Source organism: Streptosporangiales bacterium, assembly GCA_009379955.1.
Lineage (GTDB): Bacteria > Actinomycetota > Actinomycetes > Streptosporangiales > WHST01 > WHST01.
The window spans coordinates 1-22,650 of sequence record WHST01000111.1; the positions used below are offsets into that span (position 1 = coordinate 1).

22 protein-coding genes and 1 pseudogene are annotated in these 22,650 nt (G+C 71.5%); 4 read left to right on the forward strand and 19 right to left on the reverse strand.

Annotation, left to right across the window (positions count from 1 at the left end; all coding sequences use genetic code 11):
- Nucleotides 1–164: 164 nt before the first annotated feature.
- The 6 genes from GEV10_25255 to eccCa all read right to left on the reverse strand — a co-directional run bounded on the left by GEV10_25255 (nt 165) and on the right by eccCa (nt 9,246).
- Nucleotides 165–1,058 carry a hypothetical protein gene (locus GEV10_25255; GenBank protein MQA81741.1) on the reverse strand — a complete coding sequence of 298 codons (894 nt, stop codon included), beginning with the start codon at nt 1,056–1,058 and terminating at the stop codon, nt 165–167.
- Nucleotides 1,059–1,074: 16 nt separating this feature from the next.
- Complete coding sequence (locus GEV10_25260; protein MQA81742.1) at nt 1,075–2,289, reverse strand: AAA family ATPase; 1,215 nt, start codon at nt 2,287–2,289, stop codon at nt 1,075–1,077.
- A 156-nt stretch (nt 2,290–2,445) separates the two neighbouring features.
- Entirely contained in the window at nt 2,446–3,762 is a 1,317-nt protein-coding gene (locus GEV10_25265; protein MQA81743.1) for a hypothetical protein, read from the reverse strand.
- 44 nt (nt 3,763–3,806) lie between these two features.
- Nucleotides 3,807–4,874, reverse strand: coding sequence for a hypothetical protein (locus GEV10_25270; protein MQA81744.1), 1,068 nt, complete (start codon nt 4,872–4,874; stop codon nt 3,807–3,809).
- Nucleotides 4,871–5,251 (reverse strand): hypothetical protein, encoded by a 381-nt coding sequence (locus tag GEV10_25275; GenBank protein MQA81745.1) that lies wholly within the window; start codon nt 5,249–5,251, stop codon nt 4,871–4,873. The genes GEV10_25270 and GEV10_25275 overlap by 4 nt, the downstream gene beginning before the upstream one ends.
- Nucleotides 5,248–9,246: a type VII secretion protein EccCa gene (eccCa, locus tag GEV10_25280; GenBank protein MQA81746.1), complete on the reverse strand. Its 3,999-nt coding sequence runs from the start codon at nt 9,244–9,246 to the stop codon at nt 5,248–5,250. The genes GEV10_25275 and eccCa overlap by 4 nt, the downstream gene beginning before the upstream one ends.
- Nucleotides 9,247–9,389: 143 nt before the next feature.
- On the opposite strand from eccCa, the gene GEV10_25285 reads away from it, so the two are divergent.
- Nucleotides 9,390–10,265 (forward strand): hypothetical protein, encoded by an 876-nt coding sequence (locus tag GEV10_25285; protein ID MQA81747.1) that lies wholly within the window; start codon nt 9,390–9,392, stop codon nt 10,263–10,265.
- 13 nt (nt 10,266–10,278) lie between these two features.
- On the opposite strand, the gene GEV10_25290 is transcribed toward GEV10_25285, so the two are convergent.
- The 10 genes and pseudogenes from GEV10_25290 to GEV10_25335 all read right to left on the reverse strand — a co-directional run bounded on the left by GEV10_25290 (nt 10,279) and on the right by GEV10_25335 (nt 17,676).
- Nucleotides 10,279–10,962, reverse strand: coding sequence for a DUF4237 domain-containing protein (locus GEV10_25290; GenBank protein ID MQA81748.1), 684 nt, complete (start codon nt 10,960–10,962; stop codon nt 10,279–10,281).
- A 54-nt stretch (nt 10,963–11,016) separates the two neighbouring features.
- The gene (locus GEV10_25295) at nt 11,017–11,379 is read right to left on the reverse strand and encodes a hypothetical protein (protein MQA81749.1); all 363 of its coding nucleotides are present in this window, start codon (nt 11,377–11,379) and stop codon (nt 11,017–11,019) included.
- 7 nt (nt 11,380–11,386) lie between these two features.
- Nucleotides 11,387–12,067: a hypothetical protein gene (locus GEV10_25300; protein MQA81750.1), complete on the reverse strand. Its 681-nt coding sequence runs from the start codon at nt 12,065–12,067 to the stop codon at nt 11,387–11,389.
- 108 nt (nt 12,068–12,175) lie between these two features.
- Entirely contained in the window at nt 12,176–15,019 is a 2,844-nt protein-coding gene (locus tag GEV10_25305) for a DUF4237 domain-containing protein (GenBank protein MQA81751.1), read from the reverse strand.
- A 19-nt stretch (nt 15,020–15,038) separates the two neighbouring features.
- Nucleotides 15,039–15,347 (reverse strand): hypothetical protein, encoded by a 309-nt coding sequence (locus GEV10_25310; GenBank protein ID MQA81752.1) that lies wholly within the window; start codon nt 15,345–15,347, stop codon nt 15,039–15,041.
- A 30-nt stretch (nt 15,348–15,377) separates the two neighbouring features.
- Nucleotides 15,378–15,686: a hypothetical protein gene (locus GEV10_25315; GenBank protein MQA81753.1), complete on the reverse strand. Its 309-nt coding sequence runs from the start codon at nt 15,684–15,686 to the stop codon at nt 15,378–15,380.
- A 15-nt stretch (nt 15,687–15,701) separates the two neighbouring features.
- Complete coding sequence (locus GEV10_25320) at nt 15,702–16,034, reverse strand: hypothetical protein (GenBank protein ID MQA81754.1); 333 nt, start codon at nt 16,032–16,034, stop codon at nt 15,702–15,704.
- Between the two features lie 353 nt (nt 16,035–16,387).
- Nucleotides 16,388–16,606 (reverse strand): annotated as a pseudogene (locus GEV10_25325) (hypothetical protein).
- Between the two features lie 398 nt (nt 16,607–17,004).
- Complete coding sequence (locus GEV10_25330) at nt 17,005–17,310, reverse strand: hypothetical protein (protein ID MQA81755.1); 306 nt, start codon at nt 17,308–17,310, stop codon at nt 17,005–17,007.
- Nucleotides 17,311–17,343: 33 nt separating this feature from the next.
- The gene (locus tag GEV10_25335) at nt 17,344–17,676 is read right to left on the reverse strand and encodes a hypothetical protein (protein MQA81756.1); all 333 of its coding nucleotides are present in this window, start codon (nt 17,674–17,676) and stop codon (nt 17,344–17,346) included.
- Between the two features lie 195 nt (nt 17,677–17,871).
- On the opposite strand from GEV10_25335, the gene GEV10_25340 reads away from it, so the two are divergent.
- Complete coding sequence (locus GEV10_25340; protein MQA81757.1) at nt 17,872–18,336, forward strand: hypothetical protein; 465 nt, start codon at nt 17,872–17,874, stop codon at nt 18,334–18,336.
- Between the two features lie 12 nt (nt 18,337–18,348).
- On the opposite strand, the gene GEV10_25345 is transcribed toward GEV10_25340, so the two are convergent.
- The 3 genes from GEV10_25345 to GEV10_25355 form a co-directional block, all read right to left on the reverse strand.
- On the reverse strand, nt 18,349–19,965 hold the full coding sequence (locus GEV10_25345; GenBank protein MQA81758.1) for a hypothetical protein: 1,617 nt from the start codon (nt 19,963–19,965) through the stop codon (nt 18,349–18,351).
- A 57-nt stretch (nt 19,966–20,022) separates the two neighbouring features.
- Nucleotides 20,023–20,595, reverse strand: a complete 573-nt coding sequence (locus GEV10_25350) for a GNAT family N-acetyltransferase (protein MQA81759.1) — start codon at nt 20,593–20,595, stop codon at nt 20,023–20,025.
- A 302-nt stretch (nt 20,596–20,897) separates the two neighbouring features.
- The gene (locus tag GEV10_25355; protein MQA81760.1) at nt 20,898–21,362 is read right to left on the reverse strand and encodes a MerR family transcriptional regulator; all 465 of its coding nucleotides are present in this window, start codon (nt 21,360–21,362) and stop codon (nt 20,898–20,900) included.
- A gap of 327 nt (nt 21,363–21,689) precedes the next feature.
- Between GEV10_25355 and GEV10_25360 the strand changes: the two genes are divergently transcribed.
- Nucleotides 21,690–22,382: a TetR family transcriptional regulator gene (locus tag GEV10_25360; protein MQA81761.1), complete on the forward strand. Its 693-nt coding sequence runs from the start codon at nt 21,690–21,692 to the stop codon at nt 22,380–22,382.
- The gene (locus GEV10_25365; protein ID MQA81762.1) at nt 22,312–22,524 is read left to right on the forward strand and encodes a hypothetical protein; all 213 of its coding nucleotides are present in this window, start codon (nt 22,312–22,314) and stop codon (nt 22,522–22,524) included. The genes GEV10_25360 and GEV10_25365 overlap by 71 nt, the downstream gene beginning before the upstream one ends.
- The last annotated feature ends 126 nt before the right edge of the window (nt 22,525–22,650 follow it).

Here is a 22,650-nt window from a genome sequence, read left to right on the forward strand (position 1 = left end):
CACCCGCGAAGTGCCTTTCTCCAAGAGCAACAGGACCGTCGACAAGTCCCAGTTTCCCTTGCAGACAAGGCACTTTCGCATCACCACACCCCGTGTCGCCCCACCAGGTGTGAAAGACCGAGGTTAACGTGATCAGCAGGGCTGCCCTGGTCGCGCAGGGCGGCTCAGCCGGGTGGGAGCGACTCGACCACCGGGCGGAGCTCCGGGGGGAGGTCGAGGCGGGGACGCTCGGCGCGCTCCGCCGGCGCGGTCAGCGAGATCAGGTGGAACTCCCGCTCGTGCCACCAGAACACCAGCGGGCTGCACGGGTCGGCGGCGTCGGCGTGCATCGAGTCGGCGAGCGAGAAGAACGACGCGGCGAAGTCGAACACCGCCTCGGACGCCACCGGGTGGAGCAGCATCGCGCTGTACGCCGGCACCGCGAGCAGCACGCCGTACGGCGCGGGCCCGGCCAGGAACCGCTCGACCGACGTGACGGCGGTGCTGACGTACGGGCTGCCGTCCTTCGCGACGAGGCGGACGCTGTGCGTCGGCGTCACCTCGTGGTCCCTGGCCTCGCAGTGGACGAGCTCCTGAGCGACGGTGTTGCCGAGCGCGGCGGTCAGCAGGTCACCGGGGTTCGCGTCGCCGATCCGCGCCCTCGACACCAACTCGACCCGGTCCGGCAGGTCGAGGGTCAGCACGGCGTCGAAGTACCGGCCGAACGGCATGGTCACCGCGGCCGCGCCCATGGCCTCGTCGAGGCGCGGCATGATGCGCATCCGCAGGGCGTCGCGCGGCAGGTCGCCGGCACTCCCGTCGGCACCGTCACCGCCGGCCATGCCGGCCGCGCGGGCACGCACGTCGCCGATCCACCGGTCGACGAGCTGGGGCCACTCCTGGTGCGGACGCCCCGCGCACTCCCGTACGAGCGGCTCGGTCGACACCCGGGCGCGCACGTCGTCACCCGCGGGCATCGAGACGACACCCTCGTCGTCGATGTCGGCCCCCGGCGCGAGAACGGGCAGCAGGTCGGACACCAGCGCGCGGACGGCGGCCGTGTGCCGGTCATCGGTCATCGCTATCGCACACCTCTCAGGACCAGGTCGAACGGAGCAGCGCCTCCGCGCCCGCGTGCAACGCGAACTCCTGCACGCCCTTGCTGATCCGGCCGAGGTCGATCGCGGCACCCGCGGCGAGGTGCCGGTCGTAGGGCATGTGGATCACGTGCACGCCGTACGCCGACAACGAGCGCATCGACGCCTTGAGGTCGGTCGCGTTCTGCGCGGAGTGCGAGACGACCGCGAGCACGCAGCGCTCGAGCAGCGGACGGTAGAACGTCTGCGCGAGCTGGTCGAGTGCCTGCCTGGCGCTGCGCACGCCGTCGGCCGTCGCGGGCGTGACGAGCACGAGCGAGTGCACGCGGGTCAGGACCGACCGGGTGAGCTCGCCGTAGAGGCCCGCACCGCAGTCGACGAGGGACACGGCGAAGAACCGGCTGAGCACCGGCTGCGCGAGACCGAACGACTTCACGTCGACGGGCGGCGGAGCGCCGATCTCGCGGCGGCCGGACAGCACCCACAGCCCGCTCTTGCTCTGCCGCAGGTAGGGGCTGAGCTCCTCGAACGTCCGGGGCTGCCCGCCACTGGCGAACAGCGCCTGCAGCGAGGCACCCTGCTCGACGCCCAGCCGCACCGACACGGAGCCGAGGTCGGGATCGCCGTCGACCACGATCACCCGGTCACCGCGGTGCCGGGAGAGCGCCGCACCCACGAGGGCCGACACCGTCGACTTGCCCGCCCCTCCGCGCACGCTCGCGATCGCGATGCGTCGGCCGGTGGTGACGGGACGCTGCAGCTGGTGCGCCCACCCGCTCGTGCGCCCGGTCTGCTCGGGAGTCCGCGCACCGACGCCCTGCACGACCTCCCGGCGGACCCGTCGCAGCCACGGATCACCGTGCGGGACGCGGTGCGACAGCTTGTCGAACGGCACCGGCTCCGGGTCGGGTTCCGGGTTGGGGTTGGGCTGCTTGGGCGGCGGCGGGGCCGTGGCCCACGGCGGCTGGTACCTGCCCGGCACCTGTCGCGAGGGGCCCTGCTGCCCGGGCGGACTCTGCTGCCCGGGCGGAGGCAGCTGCGCCGGAGCCGCGGCCCGCCCAGGCCGAGGCGGCTGGCCGGGCGGCGTGCCCGCGCCTGGCGGTCCGGGTGCCGCGGGGCCGTTGCCGGCCGGGCGGGACGCGGGAGGCTGCGGCGGCCGGGCGGCCTGGTGCGGCGGGGTGCCGGCGGGTGGAGCCTGCTGGAGTGGCGGCATCCCAGCACGACGCGACGAGCTGTCCGCGGGTTCCTGGCCCTGTGCCGGGCGAGGCGGCCACGTCACCTGGGGTGGCTGCTGCCGCTCGTCGTCCCGTTCAGGATCCCCCACGCCTGTCCCCTACTCCCATCCCCGCCTATCGACCTCGTGTCTCCTCTAGAACATCGCCAGCAGCCGACTGTACGTACCGAAGACCCCGACGACCAGCGGGATCATCGCGACGACCGCGAGCATCTCGATCCTGTCCAGCACGATACGCAGCCGCGCCTCCGCGTGCTCGGTCAGGGAGACGGCGATGGCGAGGAGGGCCAGCGCCGCGAGCCCGGCGAGTACGCCCAGGGGGCCCGCCACCAGCCCGCTGTCGGTCGACCAGCCGCGCACGAACGCGACCGCGACCACGAGGCCGGCGCCGACGAGGACCACGACCTCCGGCACGAGTGGGAACACCCGGGAGCGGGAGAGGAAGAGGAACGCGAGCAGGCAGCCGATCGGGACGGTCCACCTGGTGAGCTCGGCCGAGAGCACCACGCCGGCGGTCGCCGCCGAGACCGCGGCGGCCAGGGCCGCCAGGACCAGCCCCTCGTGCGCGGCCGACAGTGCCGCCTCGACGTCGCGTCGTGCCACCTCGCTCCCGCCGGCGCGCCGGTCGTCGAGGGAGGCGATGCCGGAGACCATGAGCGCCGCCCTGGGCAGGAAGCCGAGGACGGCCACGCTGACGACGGCGAGGACGGACGCGATCTGGTCCGTCGGGAACTCGAGCAGGATGCCGCCCACCCAGAGGGCGAGGAGCGCGGCCCCGACCGCGCTCCCGATGATCGCGCCGCGCGGCGAGCGTCCGGCGAGCGCGAACAGCAACGGGGTGACGAGCAGGGCGACCACGACTACCGCCCACCGCTGCCACTGTTCCCAGGACGCGGTGGCGTCGGCGGTGACCAGGAAGTGCAGGCCGACGACGACGCCGGCGACGAGGACGCCGGCCGACAGGGCCCGCTTCCCGATCCGGCCGAGGACGACGGCGGCGACGACGAGGACGCCGGCGAGGACGGCCGGTGCGTTCGGCCAGAAGTCGGCGGCCTGCACGAGCATCGACATCGCGAGCGTCATGGCGGCGAACGCCGCTCCACCGATGACCTGCCGGTGCGTCGTCGTGAACGCCCAGCGGCGCGCGTCGCGGTCGCTCGCCGTCTCCTCGGCGACGTCGTAGACGACCGGCGCGGGCGGCAGCCCCTCCTCACCGACGAGCCTGAGCACCGCGCCGTCCTCGATCTTCGCCGCGGCCAGCGTCGCGTCGCCGCCGAGCACGTCGCCTGCCGGGCTGACCAGGTAGCGGTGCAGCGGGGGCGAGGACGAGGGCTCGTCGAGCATGCGGATCAGGTCGCCTGTCATGGCACCGACCGCCTCGTCGGCGGGCAGGACGACGTCGATGCGCCGTTTCGCGCCGACGACGGTCACCCTGCTGTACACGCCCGCCACTGCGACCTTCCCTTCAGTACGGAGTCCTTCGGGTACGGAGTCGGTCAGGAACCGACGCTGTCGTCGTCCACGCCGAGGTGTTTCAGCACCCGCTTGAACCGGAACCAGCCCTCGTCGTCGGCGTCCCCGCGCAGCGGATAGTAGACGCCGGGGGCGAGCGCGTCACCGACGCCGATGCCGGTCACGTCGCGCGGCGGGGCGAGTGCCTGGCCGAGGCCGACCGCCGAGACGGCCTCGTTGCCGGCGAGGAGACCGAGCGGGCGCGGGAACCCCGACCAGTGCGGCGTGTACGTGAGGTCGCGCCGGCCGGAGACGAACTGCGCGACGAGCGTGACGACCGTGAACGCGCTGGCGAGGTCGTCGACGATGGCGGGGAGGTCGTCGGTCGGCAACGGCTCGTCAGGGCCGTAGCCGACGTAGAGCGCGATGTGCTCGTCGAGGCCCGACGGCACCCGGTGCACCTCGATGCTGCCGAGCAACGGTCGTGCCCCGTCGGAGCCACCGCCCCCACCGATGACGAACCAGGTGGGCTTCGGCGCACGCCGCCGCGCGAACGCGGTGATGTCGGACTCGCGCCACGACTGGCTGACCGGCTCCGCGGTGCCCCAGCCGGCGGGCCGGGCGCCGGACAGCGCCTCGGCGAGCATCGCGCACGCCCCGCCGAGCACGGTCGAGGTGGTGGCGGCGTGCCTCACCCGCAGGTTGACGATCAGCTGCCGGCCCAGGCCGGGCTGCTCGGTGAGGAACGTCGGCGACCTGACTGCCTGCTCCTTCTCGCCGACGACCGGCTGGTACTGCTCGCCGTTCCAGTGCAGCCTCGCACCGGACAGGCCGTCGTAGCACTCGTCACCGTCCGGCTCGCGGACGACCCAGCGCGATCCCCCGATCGGCAGGAGGAACCTGATCGGCGGGGTGATCCTGCTCGTCGACGGGGTGATGATGTACAGCGCTCGGTGCGACGTCGTCACCGACCGCAGCGCGTCGCTCAACCACGCGCTGAGGGACACGACCGGCCGGTTCTGCACCAGCAGTCCGGCACGCTCGCCGACGTACTCCAGCGCGGGCTGGGTGATCGGGTGCGGGTCGGGACCCGGCGCCCGAGAGGTGCTCATGCGCGCTCCGCCTCACCCGGCCGCGGCTGTCCCACCCAGGTCTGCCCGCCGACCCGCCCGGCGACCTCGTCGGCGAACGCATGCGCCAGGTCCGCGCCGCGGTCGGTGTCGGCGGCGCGCATCTCCATCCACCAGACGGGCACCTCGACGGGGGCGTCGCCGATCGCACCGAGGACGCGCTCGACCTCGCCGGGTACCTGGACGAGCATCGGCACCTCTATCGCGACGAGCGGCTGCTCGGCCTCGTCGCACAGCTGGATGACCGCGCCGTCGGCGACCTGCCTGACCAGCAGCTCCCCGCCCGCCGCCACCATGCCGGCGACGATGTCCTGCACGTTGAAGCTCTTCCTCGTCAGCACGACCAGGTCGTACGTCACGCGTCTCCCTCCCGGGTGTCCGCGGCTCCACGGGTGGGCGCGGCCACCGCAGTCTGCACCAACCGCACCGGGCCACCGCGACGCACCCATCTGCCCCGCCCCGGCGGGAACTCCGCCGCGCTGACACCGGGGAACAGCTGGCCCTCCATGCGGTCACCCGTCATCACCAGGCCGGCCGCGCCGGACTCTCTGACGCTCTGGACGACCGGTTCGTAGAGCCCCCGCGCGGCACCGCTCACGCGGCGGGTCAGCACGAAGTGCAGTTTGATGTCACGACCCGACGGGATGTACGGGAGGAACGGCGAGAGCGGTGACTGCCCGGTGGCGGTCAGCAGGTCGTAGTCGTCCACGAGGACGACGACGTTGGGGCCGAGGGTCTCGTTCCCGGTCGGCTCGCCGTCGTCCGGCATGCGCCCCGAGATCTCCTGGGCCACGCCGTTGGCGAGTCCGGTGGCGGTGGTGAACGACGTGGCGTACCCGCCGACGAACTCGTCGTCGAAGACGTCACGCAGCCCGCGGCGCGGGTCGAAGATCGCGAACACGAGCTCCTTCGGCGTGTAGCGCTCCTGCAGCCCGGCCGCGATCACGCGGAGCAGGTTGGTCTTGCCGCACTCGCCGTCGCCGAGCACGAGCAGGTGCCCGTCGTGCTCGAACAGGTCGAGCAGCACCGGCGCCATCGCGGACTCGTCGAGACCGACGGGGACGCGGGTGGGCTCCTGCGCGACCGTCGGGAGCGACGAGACCGGCAGGTGTGTCGGCAGCACGCGCACCCTCGGCACGCCGGGGCCCGACCAGGCCGCGGAGACGGCGCGGCCGACGCTCTCGACCACCTTGCCGAGGTCGGTGTCGGACGGGACGCCGTCGATCCTCGGCAGGACGACCTGACCGAACAGCTTCTGCTCGGTCAGCACCCGGCCGGGATGGTCCGCGCTGAGTGTCTCGGCGAGCTTCCGGTCGATCATCGAGTCGCCGGAGTCGCCGAGGCGCAGCTCGAGCCGGCTGCCGAACAGGGTCTGGTTGGCCATGCGGACGTCGTTCCAGCGCAGCATGGCGGCGACGACGTGGACGCCGTACCCGCCGCCCCGCTGCAGGATGTCGGTGACGATCTCGTCGATCTCCTCGAAGTCGGTGCGCAGCGCACCGAAGCCGTCGATGAGGAGCACGACGTCGGCCGTCGGGAGCTCGGGGACCTCACCGGCCGCGTGCAGCTCGCGCAGCCGCTCGACCGAGTCGATGCCGCGTTCCCTGAACACCGTCTCGCGGTGTCCGAGCATGCCGCGCACCTCCTCGACGGTGCGGCGCAGCCGTTCCCTGTCGGTGCGCGACGCGATGCCGCCGACGTGCGGGAACTCCTTCAGCGACTGCAGGCCACCGCCGACGAAGTCGAGTCCGTACAGCGCGACCTCGTGGGGCGTGTGGGTGAGCGCCAGCGACGTCACGAGCGACCTGACGAGCGTGGTCTTGCCGCTCTGCGGCGCGCCGATGATCGCGCAGTGCCCGCCGCCGCGGGTCAGGTCGAGACGCCACAGCGACTGGCGTTGCTTGGTCGGGTCGTCGAGCATGCCGAGCGGCACGGACATGGGGACCTTCTGCCGGGAGAGCTGCATGCCCGACGACGTCGTCACGATCGGGCCGGCCACATGGTCGAGGGTCATCCGGTCGGGCATCGGCGGCAGCCAGATCTGCTGCACCGGCTCCCCTACGCCCTTGAGCTGGTCGACGAACACACCGACCGTCGTGGGTCCCGTGGTGCGCTCCGGCATCACGTCCTCGTCCTCGCCGCCGGTGGCCGGGTCGGCGGCGAGCGACGTGTCGTGCAGGGAGTACGGCAGCACGTGCGGCCGGTCGTCGGTGTCGTCCCCGACCGCCAGCGGGCCGCGGTAGGGGCCGGAGACGTACGCCGACTTGAAGCGGAGGTAGACGCTCGTGTCGACCTTCAGGTAGCCGAACCCGGGCAGCGGCGGCAGGTGGAACGCGTCCTTGCTGTCGAGGACGGTGCGGCTCTCCTCCTCGGAGAACGTGCGCAGGCCCAGCCGGTACGACAGGTAGGTCTCGAGCCCGCGCAGCTTGCCGGACTCGATGCGCTGGCTGGACAGCAGCAGGTGCACGCCGATGCTGCGGCCGATGCGGCCGATCGAGAGGAACAGGTCGATGAAGTCGGGGCGTGCCGTCAGCAGCTCGCCGAACTCGTCGATGATGACGAACAGGTGCGGCAGCGGCGGCAGCTCTGGCCGTTCCCTGCGCAGGAACCGGTAGTCGCCGATGTTCGCGACGTTGCCGGCGGACTTCAGCACCTGCTGGCGGCGCTGCACCTCACCGGACAGGCTCTCGTACGCACGCTCGATCAGCGCGGCGTCGTCCTCGAGGTTGGTGATGAGCCCGGCCACGTGCGGCACGCCCTCGAACGGCGCGAACGTGGCGCCGCCCTTGTAGTCGACGAGGACCATCGAGAGGTCCTCGGGAGGGTGCGTGGCCGTCAACGACAGCACGAGGGTGCGCAGCAGCTCGCTCTTGCCGGAACCGGTGGCGCCGACGCACAGCCCGTGCGGCCCCATGCCGAGCTGTGCGGACTCCTTGAGGTCGAGGAGCACCACCTGACCGGTGCCGTCGACCGCGATCGGGACGCGGAGGAACGACCGTTCGGTACGCGGCGCCCACAGGGCCTTGAAGTCGATCTCCTGCAGGTCGGACAGGCCGAGCAGCGTCAACGGGTCGACGTCCCTGCTGTGCGCGTCCTCGTCGAGCGAGTCGGGTGACAGCCGCATCGGCGCGAGCATGCGCGCGATGCCCTCGGCCGTGCCGAGCTCGACGCGGTCGACGATGCCGGGCGTGACGTGCGGCCGGTCGCCGCGCAGGTCCTCGACCATCACCCGGTCGCCGTCGACGGTGATGCGTACCGACACGTGTCCTGGCTCCTGCAACCGGTCGGCCACCAGGTGGAGCACCGTGACCCCGAGGTCGGAGACCGACGAGGCCTCGTCCGGGCTGGCGAGGTCGCGCGCGACCTGTCCGTACGTGTCGTGCAGCAGCAGCAGGCGCCGGACGAGCCGCAGTGCGCTCTCGTCCTGCACCAGGCCGCGCCGCAGCTCGGTCGCGCGGTTGCTGCGCTCGCGCAGGTCGTCGGTCAGGAGGGCGGCCAAGGACCGCGGGTCGGCGGCGAGACGCCGAGCGGGGACCGCTCCGCCGGTGCGGTCCTGGTCGAGCACGTGCGGCAGCCAGCTCAGCCACTGCCAGGTGGCGGACTGCTTCTCCGGGAACGCCGCCCCCACCGCGAGATCGTCGGGAGCGTGCAGGACGGCGGCCTGCACGATCAGTGCACGGGCGACCCGCACCACGCCGGCACGGTCGCCGACGATGCTGACGTTGCCGACCCGGTCGAGCGCGGCGTCGAGCGGCATCTGCGGTGCGCGCGCGAACCGGCCCGCGAGTGCCTGCGCCTCGGCCCGCATGAACGGGTCGGTCGGCTTGAGCGCGGAGCCCTGGTCGGCGACCTCGATGGGCGGCAGCGCGACCTCACCGAGACCCACACGGACGGAGAGGAAGTCGACGTCGAACCGGCGCCGCTCCCACAGCCTGGCCGGGTCGCGGACGAGGTCCCACAGAGCCGTGGCCGGCGGCGACAGCAGGCTCGCCCGTTCCCGCGCGGCCGCCTCGTCGGTGCGGAACCTCTCCCGCGCCTCCTCCAGGTAGTCGAGATACCGCTCGCGCTGTTCCCTGCGGGTGCGGGCCGCCTTGCCCCGCTGCGTCATCAGCAGGGCGATGCTGCCGATGATCGTGACGACCAGGATCAGGGCGCCGATCGCCGCGAACGCGCCGCTGCGGAGGACGGTCATCATCACGACCGACGACATCACGCCGGCGACGGGGAGCAGGCTGTGCATCGGCGAGCCGGTCTTGCCGTCGGGAAGCGTGGGCGGCGCCTCGACCGGGCGCGGCTCGTCGTCGACGAGCCCACGCGTCGTACGCGCAGGCCGGTGCACGAGCCGTACCGTCACGGGTTCCCGCCCTCCAGTCGTGCCGATCGCCTCGGCAGTGACCCTCAGACCGTACCGAAGGCGGTTCCGTTCGTGGTGCCGTCCGGCTCGTACCGCCGGTACACACCCGCCCACCGCGGGTATCCAGGTGACACACTTGACAGGTGGTGTCAGACGCATCGGTCCGCGACGACGTGCACGCGCTCACCGCCGACCTGCTCCCTGTCCTCGTCCCCGACGCCGAGCTGCGCAGCGATCCGGCCGTGGTCGTCCTGAACCTCGACGGGGCGCGGGCGCGGATCTCGACCGGGGAGCTCGTGGCCAGGTGTGGCGACCTGCCCCAGCACCAGTGGCCCCGCGCCGTCGAGGATTGGCTTCGGCTCGTCGGCGAGGAGGCGCGTATCGCGCTCGTCGAACGCCGCCTCGACGGCGACCCCCACGACCGGCTGCGCGTCGTGCTCGGCACACCCGACCGGTTCGAGACCGCCGACGACGCCCTCGCGCAGGTCTCGGTGCCGTTCGGCCGCTACTTCGCCGTGTCGGCGGTGCTCGACGACGGCGGGCAGGCCAGGCCGCTGACCAAGCTCCGATCGGGCCTGCTGAACCTGCACGACGTCGGCGAGCGCGCGCTGCGCAACACCCTCGACCGGGAGCTGCCGTCGCTCGCGGTACGCGTGCAGCAGCTGACCCTGCGCGAACGGGCGACGGTCGTCACCCTGCCCGGCAGCCCGTACGTCTCGACGGCGCTGCTCGACATCCGCAGGTTCCTGCCGTCGGCGTGCCCGTACGGCGCGCTGATCGGGGTGCCGAGGGCGAGCATGCTGATCGTCCACCCGGTCACCTCGGACGCCGTCCTGGACTTCCTGCCCGACTTCGCCGACATCGTGCACGAGATGCACGACAGCGCGGCGGACGCCTGCTCGCACCGCGCGTACTGGTGGGCCGACGACGTGCTCGTCGAGGTGTCGGTCCGGCCTGACGGGCACGTGGACGTGCCCCGCGAGCTCGAGGACCTCGTCCGCCGCCTGCCCAAGGGCTAGCAGCCGCAGGAGACTAGGCGACGCGGGTGAGGTAGCCGTTCCTGACGAGCCAGCCGATCGTCGGGTACGCCGGGGTCTCGGTCAGCAGGTCGGGGTCGAACTTCAGCTGCACGCCGCCGCCGGGCTGCTCGAAGAACGGCCCGACCTCGCCGGTGACGACCCGGAACGCGCGGGCGACGCGGTACCTGTGCAGGTTGCCGGGGAACCGTTGCTCGTCCGGGCTGTTGAGCGCGGTGGGCGGCTGGGAACGTTGCGGGAACGGTGTGCCGGCGGGGAAGAGCAGCGTGCCGGCCTCGTTGCCGAACCTGTCGACCACCATGTGCTCGGGCAGCAGGTACGGGGTCGTCGGCGAGCCCGACTGGTTCGCGCCGGCGATCGTCGCCCTGAGGTCGTTGACGACGCCGTCGACGAAACGCTGCGCCGCGGCCTCGCCGTCGGCGGTGAACCGCTCGGGCGCGGGCGCGGGGAAGGTCACCTCGGCGAGCAGGGAGCGACAGGCCTCGTCCTCGGTGCCGTGCGTCGTCGTGCCGACCGGTCGGCCACGCTCGATCGCGGCGACCAGCCAGGTGCCGCCCTGCTCGACGAGCGAGTACACCGACTCGAGCCAGCGGGGCACCTCGACGACACCGGGCACGTCGACGAGATCGGCCGGTACGCCGGCCGCACGGATCTGGGCACCGAGCTCGGTCTTGTCCACCCGTGTCTCCTCGCCGTCCTCGCGTCGCGACCCGCAGAGACTACTGGTGCCGGGTCAGTCGCCGTGCTCGCGGTGCTTCCTCGCGAGCATCGCGCGCACCTCGCGCTCGGACTCCCGCGACCGGCGGACGCCTTCCGCACGCTCGGCATCGGAGATCTGCGTGACCGGCTGCGGGGGCCGCGTCAGCTGCTCGTGGAAGGAGGCGCAGCCCTCGGCCTCGGTGGCGAAGCGGCGGGTGACGTGCCGCTTCGCGCGTTCCCAGAAGCCGGTTGCCCACTCGCCGCTCTCCGGGTCCTGTTCGAGGAACACCGTGCCGTCCGCGTGCGGACGGTCGGCCTCGTGCACCCCGTCGAGGGTGTAGAAGCCGTCCTGGACGCCCGCCTCCCGCAGGGCGTCGCGCAGCTCGAACCGGTCCACGGTCGCCTCACTCTCGCCTGGTCGCCAGGTCGGCGGCCACCAGCATCGCTTCCTTGCGATCCTCGAGGTAGGCGAGCGCCTTGTCGCGGCCACCGGCCTCGAAGGCGTCGGCGAGACCTGCGTAGTACGCGGCCTCCTCGGCGGTGCCGTCCTCCCATTCGAGGTGGTACGCGGCCGCCTCCCGCGCCGGTTCCACCGGCGACCCGGTGTCGAGCACCACGCGGCACCCCGGCGCGAGCAACCAGAACCGCGGGGTACCCCGCTCGTCGCGTGGCCTGGCGAGGTTGCGCTCCGACGCGGTGCCGAACAGCTCGAGCGGCCACTCGTCGAAGGTGGCCGGCGCGGGCCCCGCAAGGAAGTCACGCACGACGTCGCCGGCTCCCGGTTCGGTCAGGTCGACCGACGACGGACCACCCTCGACGTCGTCCATGCGGATTCCGTAGTTCAACGACATCGGCGGCCCGCCGAAGTAGGTGCACAGCGGCTGCACAGCGGCGTAGAGCCATCCGGCGCTGGAGTACGCCGACTTGCCGAACCCGACCCAGCACAGCCGCCAGTCGACGGGCTCCCGCACGAGCTTGGTCATCCTGCCCTTGCCGCGCAGTGACCAGTCACCGGGCAGATCAGTGCGCAGCTCGGCCGCGAGCCGCTGCCATTCCGCGCTCGGGCTCTTCTTCCTGTCAGCCACACGTCCTCCGTGATCGCACGATGGCAGCCACCACTCGCGACGCTAGCAGGCAGCGCAGGCCACGACACTCGGCCGAGGGCGAACGGCGGGCACCCGGTCCCGTCGGGCTCACCGCGCCGGGACCTCCCTGAGGTAGCCGTTGTCGAGCAGCCACGTGACGTTGACGTCGGTGGCGCCGCCGAAGTGCTTCCCGTCGAGCATGTACTGGACGCCGCCACCGGTCTGCTCGAACCACGGCGCGACCTCACCCGCGTCGACCTTGAACGGCCTCACCACCTCGTACTGGTGGTAGTTCCACGGCGTGGGGTTCGGGGCGCGCGGGTTGGGTGCGAGGTTGTTCGGCGGGATCGCCCGGTCGCCGTACGCCGCGCCCTCCGGGCTCAGGTAGCCGCCATCGGGTCCGCCGAAGCGGTCGATGATCTCGCCGGTCCGCACCTCGTGCGTGCCGCGCGCGACGTGCGTCGACCCGTCGGCCGCGGTCTTCACCGCGAAGCCGTCGTGGTCGGGGAACTTCCAGTAGCCCTCGGATTCGTCCCAGTACTTCGCGACGAACTCGTCCTTGGTGAGACCGCCGAACCGGTCGTAGCCCTCCACGAGCGGGCCCACGGGACCGTCGTCGGGCAGGCGCTCGGGTCCGTACCGCCAGTCGCCGTCGAGCGGCGTCGGGTTCAGCGGGTCGACCGGCGGCGGCGTAGGGTCGCCGCCGGGCACCGGGTCGCCGCTCGGCACCGGGTCGCCACCGCCGTGCGGAGGCGTGACCGGGTGCGAGCCGTCGGCCAGCGGCCGGCCGGCGTCGTCGACGCTCGGCACCGGGTCGGTGCCGTGCGGCGGCACGGCGCTGCGACCGGCGTCGTCCCACCCGTTCACCGCGCCCTGGCCGGGCGCGGAGTGCGGTGCAGAACGGGCAGCGTCGTCGGGCAGTCCGGCACCGGGACGCAGCTCTTCTGCGGGCATCGTCGGCTTGATCCACTTGTCGACCTTGTCGGCCCAGCCCGACGAGATGCCGGCCTTGCCGGTCTTGAGGTCGATGACGTGCACCGGCTCCCAGACCAACTTGCCAGCGTCGTTGCGCACCTGGCGCTCGAGGATGATGTCGGGCCTGATCGACCCCTTCGGGAAGCCGCCGCCCTCGAGCCGTCCGCCCTTGTCGAACGACACCTCGGGAGTGGCGCGGTAACCCTCGGGCAGATCGAGCTTGCCGCTGCGGATGAAGTCCTCCAGGTGCGTGTGGGCGTACGTGCCGGCCACCCGCTTTCCTTGTGCCGTCAGCGTGCCGTCGGGGTTGACGTAGTCGGGATGCCGGTTGGCCACCTCGGTCAGCGCGTCGTCCCATGCTCGGTCCGCGGCGCGCTGCAGCTCCGGCATGGCCTCGTCGCGGACCCGCGCGACCTCGTCGATGACCTTCGGGTCGGTCTTCGGCAGGTCCGGGTCGTTCTTCACCGGCGGCACGTCGTCACCCGGGTTCGCCCCAGGCGGCAGGTCATCTCCGGGATTCGCCCCGGGCGGCAGGTCATCACCCGGGTTCGCCCCAGGCGGCAGGTCATCACCCGGGTTCGCCCCAGGCGGCAGGTCATCACCCGGGTTCGCCCCAGGCGGCAGGTCATCACCCGGGTTCGCCCCGGGCGGCAGATCGTCGGCGGGACCGACCGGGACCTCGTCACCCGGGTTGCGGCCGGGCGGGAGCGCGTCGTCGCCGACGCGGCCCAGGTCGTCGACGCTGGTGCCGAGGTCGTCGAGGCCGTTGAAGTTGACGTCGTCGAGGGTGCGGCCGATGTCGTCGGCGAGACTGCTGACGCTGGGCAGGTGGCCGGCGCGACCGAGGTCGTCGGCGAGGCTCCCCGCGTGGGCGAGGTCGTCGACCAGGCCGCCGGCACGCGCCGCGTCGTCGGAGAACGACGCCGCCCGCGCCGCGTCGTCGGCGAGACCACCGCCCTTGAGCAGTCCGCCGGTGCCCTTCGGACCGGGGATGAAGAACGTGGCGATGTTGAACACCGTCGCGCCCGCCGCCCGCGCAGGGTCCTTGCCCCACATGTCCCAGGCGATGGTGCTCTTGCCGAAGTTGACGACCGCCTCGTTGGACGCGTTGACGAAGTCGCGGTACCACCCGGGGACGTGGCCGCTGTTGGCCGCGGCGGTGTAGAGCGCCCCGCTGATCGGGCTCGACCACAAGGCGAGTCCCGCGACGGTGAGGCCGAGGCCCTTCCAGGCGTTGCCGGCGTCGGACCAGCTCGGCATGCCCGGCACGCCGAGGCTGCCGAGGAGCGGCATGACCGGGATGAGGGTCCCGAGGCCCTTGATCATGCCCCACGCGCCGTCCACCCACACGCCCTTGAGGTAGCTGCCGGCCGCGTTGAGGGTGTCCTTCCACCACGGCTCGTCCTTCTCCTCGGGCTTGCCCCAGGGGACCTCGGCGTTGTCGGGGATGTCGGACGGGCCGTAGACGTTCGGGTCGTCGGGGTTGTCGCCGGCCTTCCACTGACGCCCGCCGATCAGCGCCTCGATGGCGTTGGCACACTTGCGCTCGACGGCCATCATCGCGACGACCTGGTCGCCGACGTCGTTGAGCATGTCGTTGTGCTGGTTGACCTTGTCGCCGTCCTTGCGCCAGTCGTCGTCGTCACCGACGTCGTCGACGAAGGTCTGCGCGTCGGTCTTCAGCGACGCGAGCTTGGCGGCGATCGGCCGCATCTCGGTGACGTACGTCGACAGGGCGCCGCCGACCGAGGTGATCTGACCGCCGATGTGGCTGGCCTTGCTCTTGACCGGCGCCGTGGACGCGAAGAGGTCGGCCGACTCGGGGGCGATGTAGTGGTGCGACAGGCCCTGGAACGTGTTGTGCACGCTCGCACCCGTCGACGTGACCTTGGGTCCCGCCGACGTCAGCTTGCCCGACGCTGTCTCCACCAGTTCGAGGTTGCCGCTGAACTGCGGGATCTTGCCCGGCTCGATCATCTGGTCAGTTCCCCGGTCGTCACTTGGCGGACGCGTTGCGCTGGGCGTTGGCGGCCATCTCGAGGTCGCCGTCGACGTAGGCCTTGGTCGCGTTGACCGCGCCCGTCAGCGACTTGGTCGTCTGGCTCACCATGGCCTTGATCCCGGCCTCGTGGTGATTGGCGAAGTCCTGCAGCGCCGTCGCGACGATGCCGCTGCCGCCGTTCTTCGCCGCGGACGACAGGTTGTTGCCGTACGTCGTGAGGTGCGTCTCGAACCCTTCGGCCGCGGTGATGGTGCGGTCGACGACGCCCTTCACGCCCGGCGGGTCGATGTCCCAGGTACCCATGTGTCGTTGCTCCCCCAGCGGTGAGGACGGTCAGGCGATGTTGGCGACGGCCGACCTGGCGCGCGACATGGTGTTTCCCGCGGTCTGGTCGTTGTCCTCCATCGTCTTGCGCAGCAGCCGCACGATCTCCATCGTCTGCGACGCCGCGTCACCCCACTTGCGCTCCTTGCCGGAGTAGTCCGCCGACACGTCGCCCGCCTCGAAGTCGCCGAGCGCGATCCCCGCGTCGGACGCCCGCTGGTTGATCAGCGTCTCGAGCCGGCCGGCGATCCTGTTCACGTTCGCCTGGACCTCACCGGACGCACCGGTGTCATAGCTGCGTCTGTCAGTTGCCACCACGTCACTCACCCAGCCCTAACCGCGGAACCGCGCGCCGTCGAAGTTCGCCGTACCCATGGACTGGGTCGCGTTGGTCGCCATGGTGTCGTCGCCCTCGCGGAACGACCGGTCCATCATGACCTGGCCCTGGTTCACCGAGCCCAGCGAACGGTTCAGGTCCGCGGCGATCTGGTCCGACTGCGACTTGAAGCGCTCGAACATCTGCCGACCGGCACCGTTCATCTTCCCCTCGAGCGGCGCGGCAGCCACCACCAGCTGCTTCACCAGACCACCGAGGTCCTCACTCGACCCCGACGTCTTCTGCGCCAGCGTCGTCAACGTCGTGTTGCCCATGTCGAACGTGACCACAACAACCTCCCCGCCTCTGCATACGTCGAGCCACCGTGTGCCGATTGGTAAGTTAGCGATCCGCATCCCCGCCGTGGGGTGCTCACGCAGCCGTTCACGGTACGTATCCGATGTGTTCAGGCCAAGGCACGGCGATCCTGTGTCGACGCAACTCCGGAGAGTGCAGCTCAGCCGTCTCCCGGGCTCGCGCTGCGGGTCGCCTTGCCGGTGCGGTCGGCGGTCCCCGTGCGCTTCGGCTTCTTCGTCTTGCTCGGCCGCACGGTCTCGTACGTTCCGTAGCCCGTCGGTGACACGATCGACCCGGGCGTGGCGGTCGCCGTCGCGGTGACGGTGGGCGGGTTGTTGATCCGCTGCTGCTCCGCACGCTGCTTGCGCAGCTGCTCCTGCAGGAACGACCAGCCGACACAACCCGCACAGAGGACGGCCGCCACGGCGATGCCGGCGAAGAGCTTGGTGACGTTCTCGTCGAACGTCCTGCGGGTGCGCCTGGTGCCGAAGAGGAGCGCCTCACGGACCCGCCGCCGGCGTACGGCGACGGACTCGATGAGCTGCGTGTCGTAGTCGCGAGGCATGCTCCTCCCTCCCCTGGTCGCGTGCCGGCACCGATCCTAGGAGACCTCGGCTCCGGGCGGACACCGATACCTGGTCCGATCCGCCGGCGGCGCCGTAACACGGTCGCCAGGCACGAGAAGAGCAGTGCCGCGCCCGATCCGGTGGCGAGGATCACGAGGGCGGCGGCCGCGGCGGTGAGGACACCGCCGTGGCCCAGCATGCAGACGAACGAGACCGCAGCGACGCCGGCGAGGGGAAGTACCCCACGCGCCACCCCGCCGCTCGCCGGGCTCCGCCACGGCACGATCTCGTTCATGCCCCGTGCGATGCCGCGGAGCTCGAACCGGTTCGGACGAAACAGGAGGCCGGTCCCGCGGTGCGGGACCGGCCTCCGGTACTGCTCTCTCGCTCGGATGGGTCAGGCGATGCTGGCGACCGCCGACCTCGCCCGCGACATGGTGTCCGTCGCGGTCTGGTCGTTGTCCCCCATCACCTTGCGCACCAACCGGACGATCTCCATCGTCTGGGTCGCCGCGTCACCCCACTTGCGTTCCTTGTCGGAGTAGTCCGCCGACACGTCGCCCGCCTCGAAGTCGCCCAGGGCGATCCCCGCATCGGACGCCCGCTGCCCGATCAACGTCTCCAGCCGGCCGGCGATCCTGTTCACGTTCGCCTGCACCTCGCTCGAGGCGCCCAGGTCGTAACTCCGCCTGTCCGTCGGCATCACTTCCACCTCTCCCACATGACCGTGTCCGCCCTAGGCCCGGAACCGCGCGGCGTCGAAGTTCGCCGCACCCATGGACTGGGTCGCGTTCGTCGCCATCGTGTCGTCGCCCTCGCGGAACGAACGGTCCATCGCGACCTGGCCCTGGTTCACCGAACCGAGCGAACGGTTCAGATCCGCGGCGATCTGGTCCGACTGCGACTTGAAGCGCTCGAACATCTGCCGACCGGCACCGTTCATCTTCCCCTCCAGCGGCGCGGCGGCGACCACCAGCTGCTTCACCAGACCACCGAGATCCTGGTTCGACCCCGACGTCTTCTGCGCCAGCGTCGTCAACGTCGTGTTGCCCATGTCGAACGTGACCACAACAACCTCCTCCTGCTGAGCTGTCTTACGTGCCGCACGTGGCACGCGTGACCGTCCGCCTCCGGGTACGCGTCGCGGCTGACGGCGGGTCAGATGCACCCGAGTGCCATGCGGTTCCCCGGATGTCCGGCGACCGCCGCCGAGTTCGGGGAGCCTCCTGCGGAGACGGAGAGGGAGTGACTACGCTCTGCACTCATGGCTCGGCGGCAGAAGGAGACCATCAGAGCGGTCGCGCTCGCCGTCGCGGCGTACGCCGACCGGGTGTTCCTGTTCGAGGGCGAGGACCCCGGGTCGGGTGAGATCTACTACCGGCCGATCGGGGGCGCGATCGCGTTCGGCGAGCGGGCCATCGACACCGCCAGGCGCGTGGTCGAGCGCGACATGAACACCGAGCTGATCGGCATCAGGGCGCTCGGCGTCCTGGAGAACATCTACGACCACGGCGGCTACCGGCAGCACGAGATCTGCTTCGTCTTCGCCGGGGCGTTCGCCGATCGTCAGGTGTACGAGCACGACACCGTCGAGCTCACCGAGGGCGACCAGGTCGTGGCCCTCGGCGGGTGGCAGACCCTCGGTGCCCTCGACTCCGCGGGTGCGCCACCGGTCCTGCCGAAGGGCCTGCTCCCCATGCTCCGCAGCAACGCCCAGGCCGGCACCTGACCTCGGGCCCTCTCACGGCATGATCTCGGTGCCGACGTCGTCGTCACCGTGCGTCTCGTGCATCCAGTGCCGCCAGAGGCGCTCGACCTCGGCCTTCTTGCCGGCGGGCGCCTTGCTCTGCAGGGCAGCGACGACGTCGGCGGGCTGGACGACGTCCATCGACCGTTCCTCGACGAGCGTGCGGAGGCCGGCGAGCACCGCGTCGCGGCCCATCAGCTCCTCCAGCGCGCGGTAGTAGTTCGGCGCCTTGCCGTAGACGACGCCCGCGTACTGCTTGTCGTCGGTGAACCGGCTGGTCGGCCGGTCGGCGGCCGCGTCCTCGCCGCCCATGGTGCGCATGGCGCGGTAGTTGAGGCTGGTGTTCTTGTCGCAGACCTCCTTCCAGTCGCTCGGCCGGGTCTCGGCGAAGTACACGCAGCTGGAGTACTGGGCCAGCGGCTCGTCGACGACCTCGTCGGTGGTCTGGTCGACACCGATCATCCCCTGCCACCACTGGTGCGCGAGCTCGTGGACGACGGTGAACTCCCGGACGTCACGCATGCCGCCGAGCTGTCCGAGCACGCCGCCCAGCTCCTTCGGCAGGCCCGGCATCGAGGCGTGGAAGATCTCCGACCCCACCCAGAACATGCCCTGCCACTCCATGCCGCCGACGCCCGGTGGCATCGGCGCCTGCACGACGTCGAGTGCTGGCCAGGCGTACGCGCCGAACCTCTCGTCGAAGACGCCGAGCGCGCGTGCGGTGACGGTGGCGACCTCGTCCGCCTCGCTCGCGGAGTCGGCGGGCGCCCAGACCCGCACCGTGACGCCGGACGCCTCGCGGGTGACCGGCTTCAGCTCGTCACTGACGACGAGGGAGAGCTCGCGTATCCCGGTGGCACGCTCGTCGACGACGGTGTTCCCACCCTCGTCCTTCGTGCCGTTCGCCTCGCCGCCGCTGATCACCGCGTACCCCTGCAGGACGGTGATCCGCGCGCGGACGTCGGACACCGGTGCGTTGCCGACGTCACCGGTGTCCGGCAGCGTCGGGTCGGCCGCGGCGCCGTCGGCGACGAGGAACGGGTACCAGTGCCCCATCGACATGCCGGTGTCGTACCTGGCGAGCAGCCCGGCGACCATCGGCCCGTCGCTCGGCATCAGGCCGAGCGCGGCGAGCGGCGACGTCTTGCCCTCGACGACGGAGTACGCGAAGCCGATCGACACCACGACCGTCCCGCGGCCCGACCGCGGCACGGTGAGCAGCGTGTTCGTCAACGTCGGCTCGACCCTGTCGCCGTCGACGGTCACCTGACCGAGCCGGAACCTCGAGTCGTATCCCTCGGCGTTCGGCACGACGCGGAACCTGAGCGTGTCGCCCCCCACCCCGGCGGGGACGCGTACGGTCACCGTTCCCCGTACCCGGCCGTTCGCCGGCTCGACCCGTGCGCTGATGTCGTAGCGCGGGCGGTTCGGGTCGATGCCGATGCCGCCGCGCAGCAGCCCCTCCCAGGGTCGCGCGAGGACCACGAGCACAGTCGCGAGCACCACGACGAGCGCGAGCGCGGAGGCGAGGGAGATCCACAGACCCGGCCGACGGCGCCCCCGCACCGGACGAACGGGTGGAGGGACGTCGTGCTGCCATCTCGTCGTCATGCCGGCTGCGATGCACGACGGGCACCGGGTGGTTCGCCCGGCGCGCGCGGTGGTGGGTTAGAGCTCGGGCAGCGGGTCGGTGGTGAGGCGGGCGTGCAGCTCGACGTCGTGGCGGACGCCCTCGTAGCGGACCTTGGAGCGTTCGAGACCCTCGACGACGAACCCGGCGCGCTTGGCCACGACGCACGACGCCGGGTTGTTCACCCCGTGCCCGAGCTCGAGCCGGAACAGGTCGAGCGCGGCGAACGCCCAGAGGGCGAGCGCCCGCACACCGATGGTCGCGACGCCGCGGCCACGCGCCTCACCCGTCGTCCAGTACGACACCCAGCCCGTGCCGTGTTCGCGGTTGACCGACCCGACCGCGACGTTACCGAGCACCTCACCGAGCGGACTCTGGACGGCGAGGGCGTATCCCCTGCCCTGCACCTGTTGATGGGTCCAGCCGGCGATCCAGGTCTCGGCCTCTTCCGTCGTGCGCATCGGCCAGGTGCCCTGCTGCGCCATGTCGTCCGAGGCGAAGGCGTCCAGGACGAACCTGGCGTCGCTGCGGTGCCATGGCCGAAGCGCGAAGCCGCGTTCGGCAGGGATGAGACTGTCCGAGATATCGGCTCGTGGGGAGTAGCGGCTCATCGTCGGGGATACCACTTCTCCATCTCCTTCTCGCACCTGGCGACAGGCGTCTCGCAGTCGTGGCCCCCCTGGCACGCCCGCGCGGCACGACGCCCGCGGGCCCCGTACGTTCGAGCATGGGTCCATGCTCGGGTGTCCAACGATCCGCGGCAACCGGACTGGCGGTTCCGGTCGACGAAACCGTCGTTCCCGTATCCGCCGTAGCGCTCCGTGTTCACCCGCACGCGTCGTGACCCACTTCGCCGCGCGCCGCCGGCGGTCAGGACGGTGACCGGCGGTGGACGGGAAGCACCGGCGCGAACTCAGTCGCCGGGTGTCGCCGACGGGCGCCACCGCTCGACGGCGGTGCGCGGCCTGACCTCCACCGGACCCGGCGTGAGGCTCGCCCTGACGAGCTCTGCCTGTGCCGCGTACGTCTGCCTCAGCACGTGCCGCAGCTGTCCGGCGAGTCCCTCGACCTCGGCCTCGAGCGCGAGGATCCGGCGGACGCCCTCGCGGTTGATCCCCAGCTCAGGCAGCTCGTGCACGCGTCGCAGGCGCTCGACGTCGCGCGGGCTGTAGAGCCTGTTGCCGCCGTCGCTGCGGCGCGGCCTGACGAGGTCGGCGCGGTCGTACGCGCGCAGCGTCTGGGGAGGCAGCCCGGTCAGTCCCGCCGCCACCGACATCGAGTAGACGGCCAGGTCGTCGTCGCCCGTGTCGCGCGGTCGCGCCGCAGTGCCGGCATGACGTGCGCGTACGCCGGTCAGGCGCTCCTCGCGTACCGGCATGCGTCCATCGCCGGCGAGCCTTCTGGGATGGGCACCGTCCCTGACGAGACCGGGACCAGAAGACTTGAGCGCGCCCGGCTCATCCGCCGCCGCTTCCGGCAGGTGCATGAGCCGGGCACGCTCAGCTCGCTCGCGTCGCCTCCCCGCCGCGCGAAGACTCCGGCTCGTGACCGTGTACCCGCCGCCTTCTGTGCCCGGGCTATTGCCGAAAACTGTCGCACGCGACGCGACCCGACGCGGCTGCGTTGAGGGCTTCATGATTGACAAAATGGCTATAGGTTGTAGCTTTAGCTACATGAATGAGCTTCGCGTGGCGGGATGTGACCCGTGAACGGACGGCGTCGGGCCGCCAGACGTCGCGAGACGATCGACGAGATCCTCGCGATCGCCGTCGAGGTGATGACCGAGAGCGGCGTCGCCGGCCTGTCGCTGTCGGAGGTGGCGCGTCGCCTGGGGATCCGGCCACCCTCGCTGTACAAGTACTTCCCGTCGCGGTTGGCGCTTTACGACCGGCTGTTCCGGGACGGACAGCAGGCGTATCTCGATCACTTCCGGGCAGGCGCGGCAACCGCCGATCCGGGGTTGCCGGCACTTGCGGCCGCGCTCGATTCGGGGAGTCGCTGGGCGCTCGCGCATCAGCCGTTGACCCAGTTGCTGTTCTGGCGGCCGGTGCCCGGGTTCCGACCCTCGGCCGAGGCGTTCGCGCCGGCCGAGGCGCTGGTCGAAGAGGTACGGGCGATCCTGCGCGATGCGGTCGCGCGCGGTCAGCTTCGTGCCGACGCCGCCGGCGAGGACGGGGCTGCGACGCTGTCGATCCTGGTCACAGGAGTCATGTCCCAACAGCTCGCGAACGGCCCCGACGAAACATACGACAGCGGCACGTTCACGCGGCTCATGCCGCACATTCTGACCATGTTCCGGCAGCACTTCGCGCCGACGAGGGACCATCATGCAGACCGAGCATCGAACGACCGCAACAGTCGAACCACTTCACCGCAGCCACGCGGCCGAGGTCGCTGAGGCGGAGGTCCGGGCGTTCCGCGACCTGATCGCGACACTCCAGGACGCCGACTGGGAGAAGGCGACGAACAGCGTGGGCTGGCGAGTGCGCGAGGTGGTCGCACACGTCGCCGGCCAGTACGAGGAGTTAGGGATGCGCTGATCAATGAGCCATTCCCGGGATGACCCGGCCTTCGGACGCTCGCGGTGGTTCCCGAACGGCTGCCGGGTTCTCTGCCGAGCCCCCTTGACCCCGGCTCGGGGGTCTGCGGGGCGGTTTCGGGCAGGC

Bases quoted from the DNA above. Each gene is read 5' to 3' on its own strand.
- GEV10_25255 (MQA81741.1), bottom strand. From the start codon at position 1,058: ATGACCGATGACCGGCACACGGCCGCCGTCCGCGCGCTGGTGTCCGAC.
- GEV10_25260 (MQA81742.1), bottom strand. From the start codon at position 2,289: ATGCCGCCACTCCAGCAGGCTCCACCCGCCGGCACCCCGCCGCACCAG.
- GEV10_25270 (MQA81744.1), bottom strand. From the start codon at position 4,874: ATGAGCACCTCTCGGGCGCCGGGTCCCGACCCGCACCCGATCACCCAG.
- GEV10_25305 (MQA81751.1), bottom strand. From the start codon at position 15,019: ATGATCGAGCCGGGCAAGATCCCGCAGTTCAGCGGCAACCTCGAACTG.
- GEV10_25310 (MQA81752.1), bottom strand. From the start codon at position 15,347: ATGGGTACCTGGGACATCGACCCGCCGGGCGTGAAGGGCGTCGTCGAC.
- GEV10_25330 (MQA81755.1), bottom strand. From the start codon at position 17,310: ATGCCGACGGACAGGCGGAGTTACGACCTGGGCGCCTCGAGCGAGGTG.
- GEV10_25340 (MQA81757.1), top strand. From the start codon at position 17,872: ATGGCTCGGCGGCAGAAGGAGACCATCAGAGCGGTCGCGCTCGCCGTC.
- GEV10_25345 (MQA81758.1), bottom strand. From the start codon at position 19,965: ATGACGACGAGATGGCAGCACGACGTCCCTCCACCCGTTCGTCCGGTG.
- GEV10_25350 (MQA81759.1), bottom strand. From the start codon at position 20,595: ATGAGCCGCTACTCCCCACGAGCCGATATCTCGGACAGTCTCATCCCT.
- GEV10_25355 (MQA81760.1), bottom strand. From the start codon at position 21,362: ATGCCGGTACGCGAGGAGCGCCTGACCGGCGTACGCGCACGTCATGCC.
- GEV10_25365 (MQA81762.1), top strand. From the start codon at position 22,312: ATGCAGACCGAGCATCGAACGACCGCAACAGTCGAACCACTTCACCGC.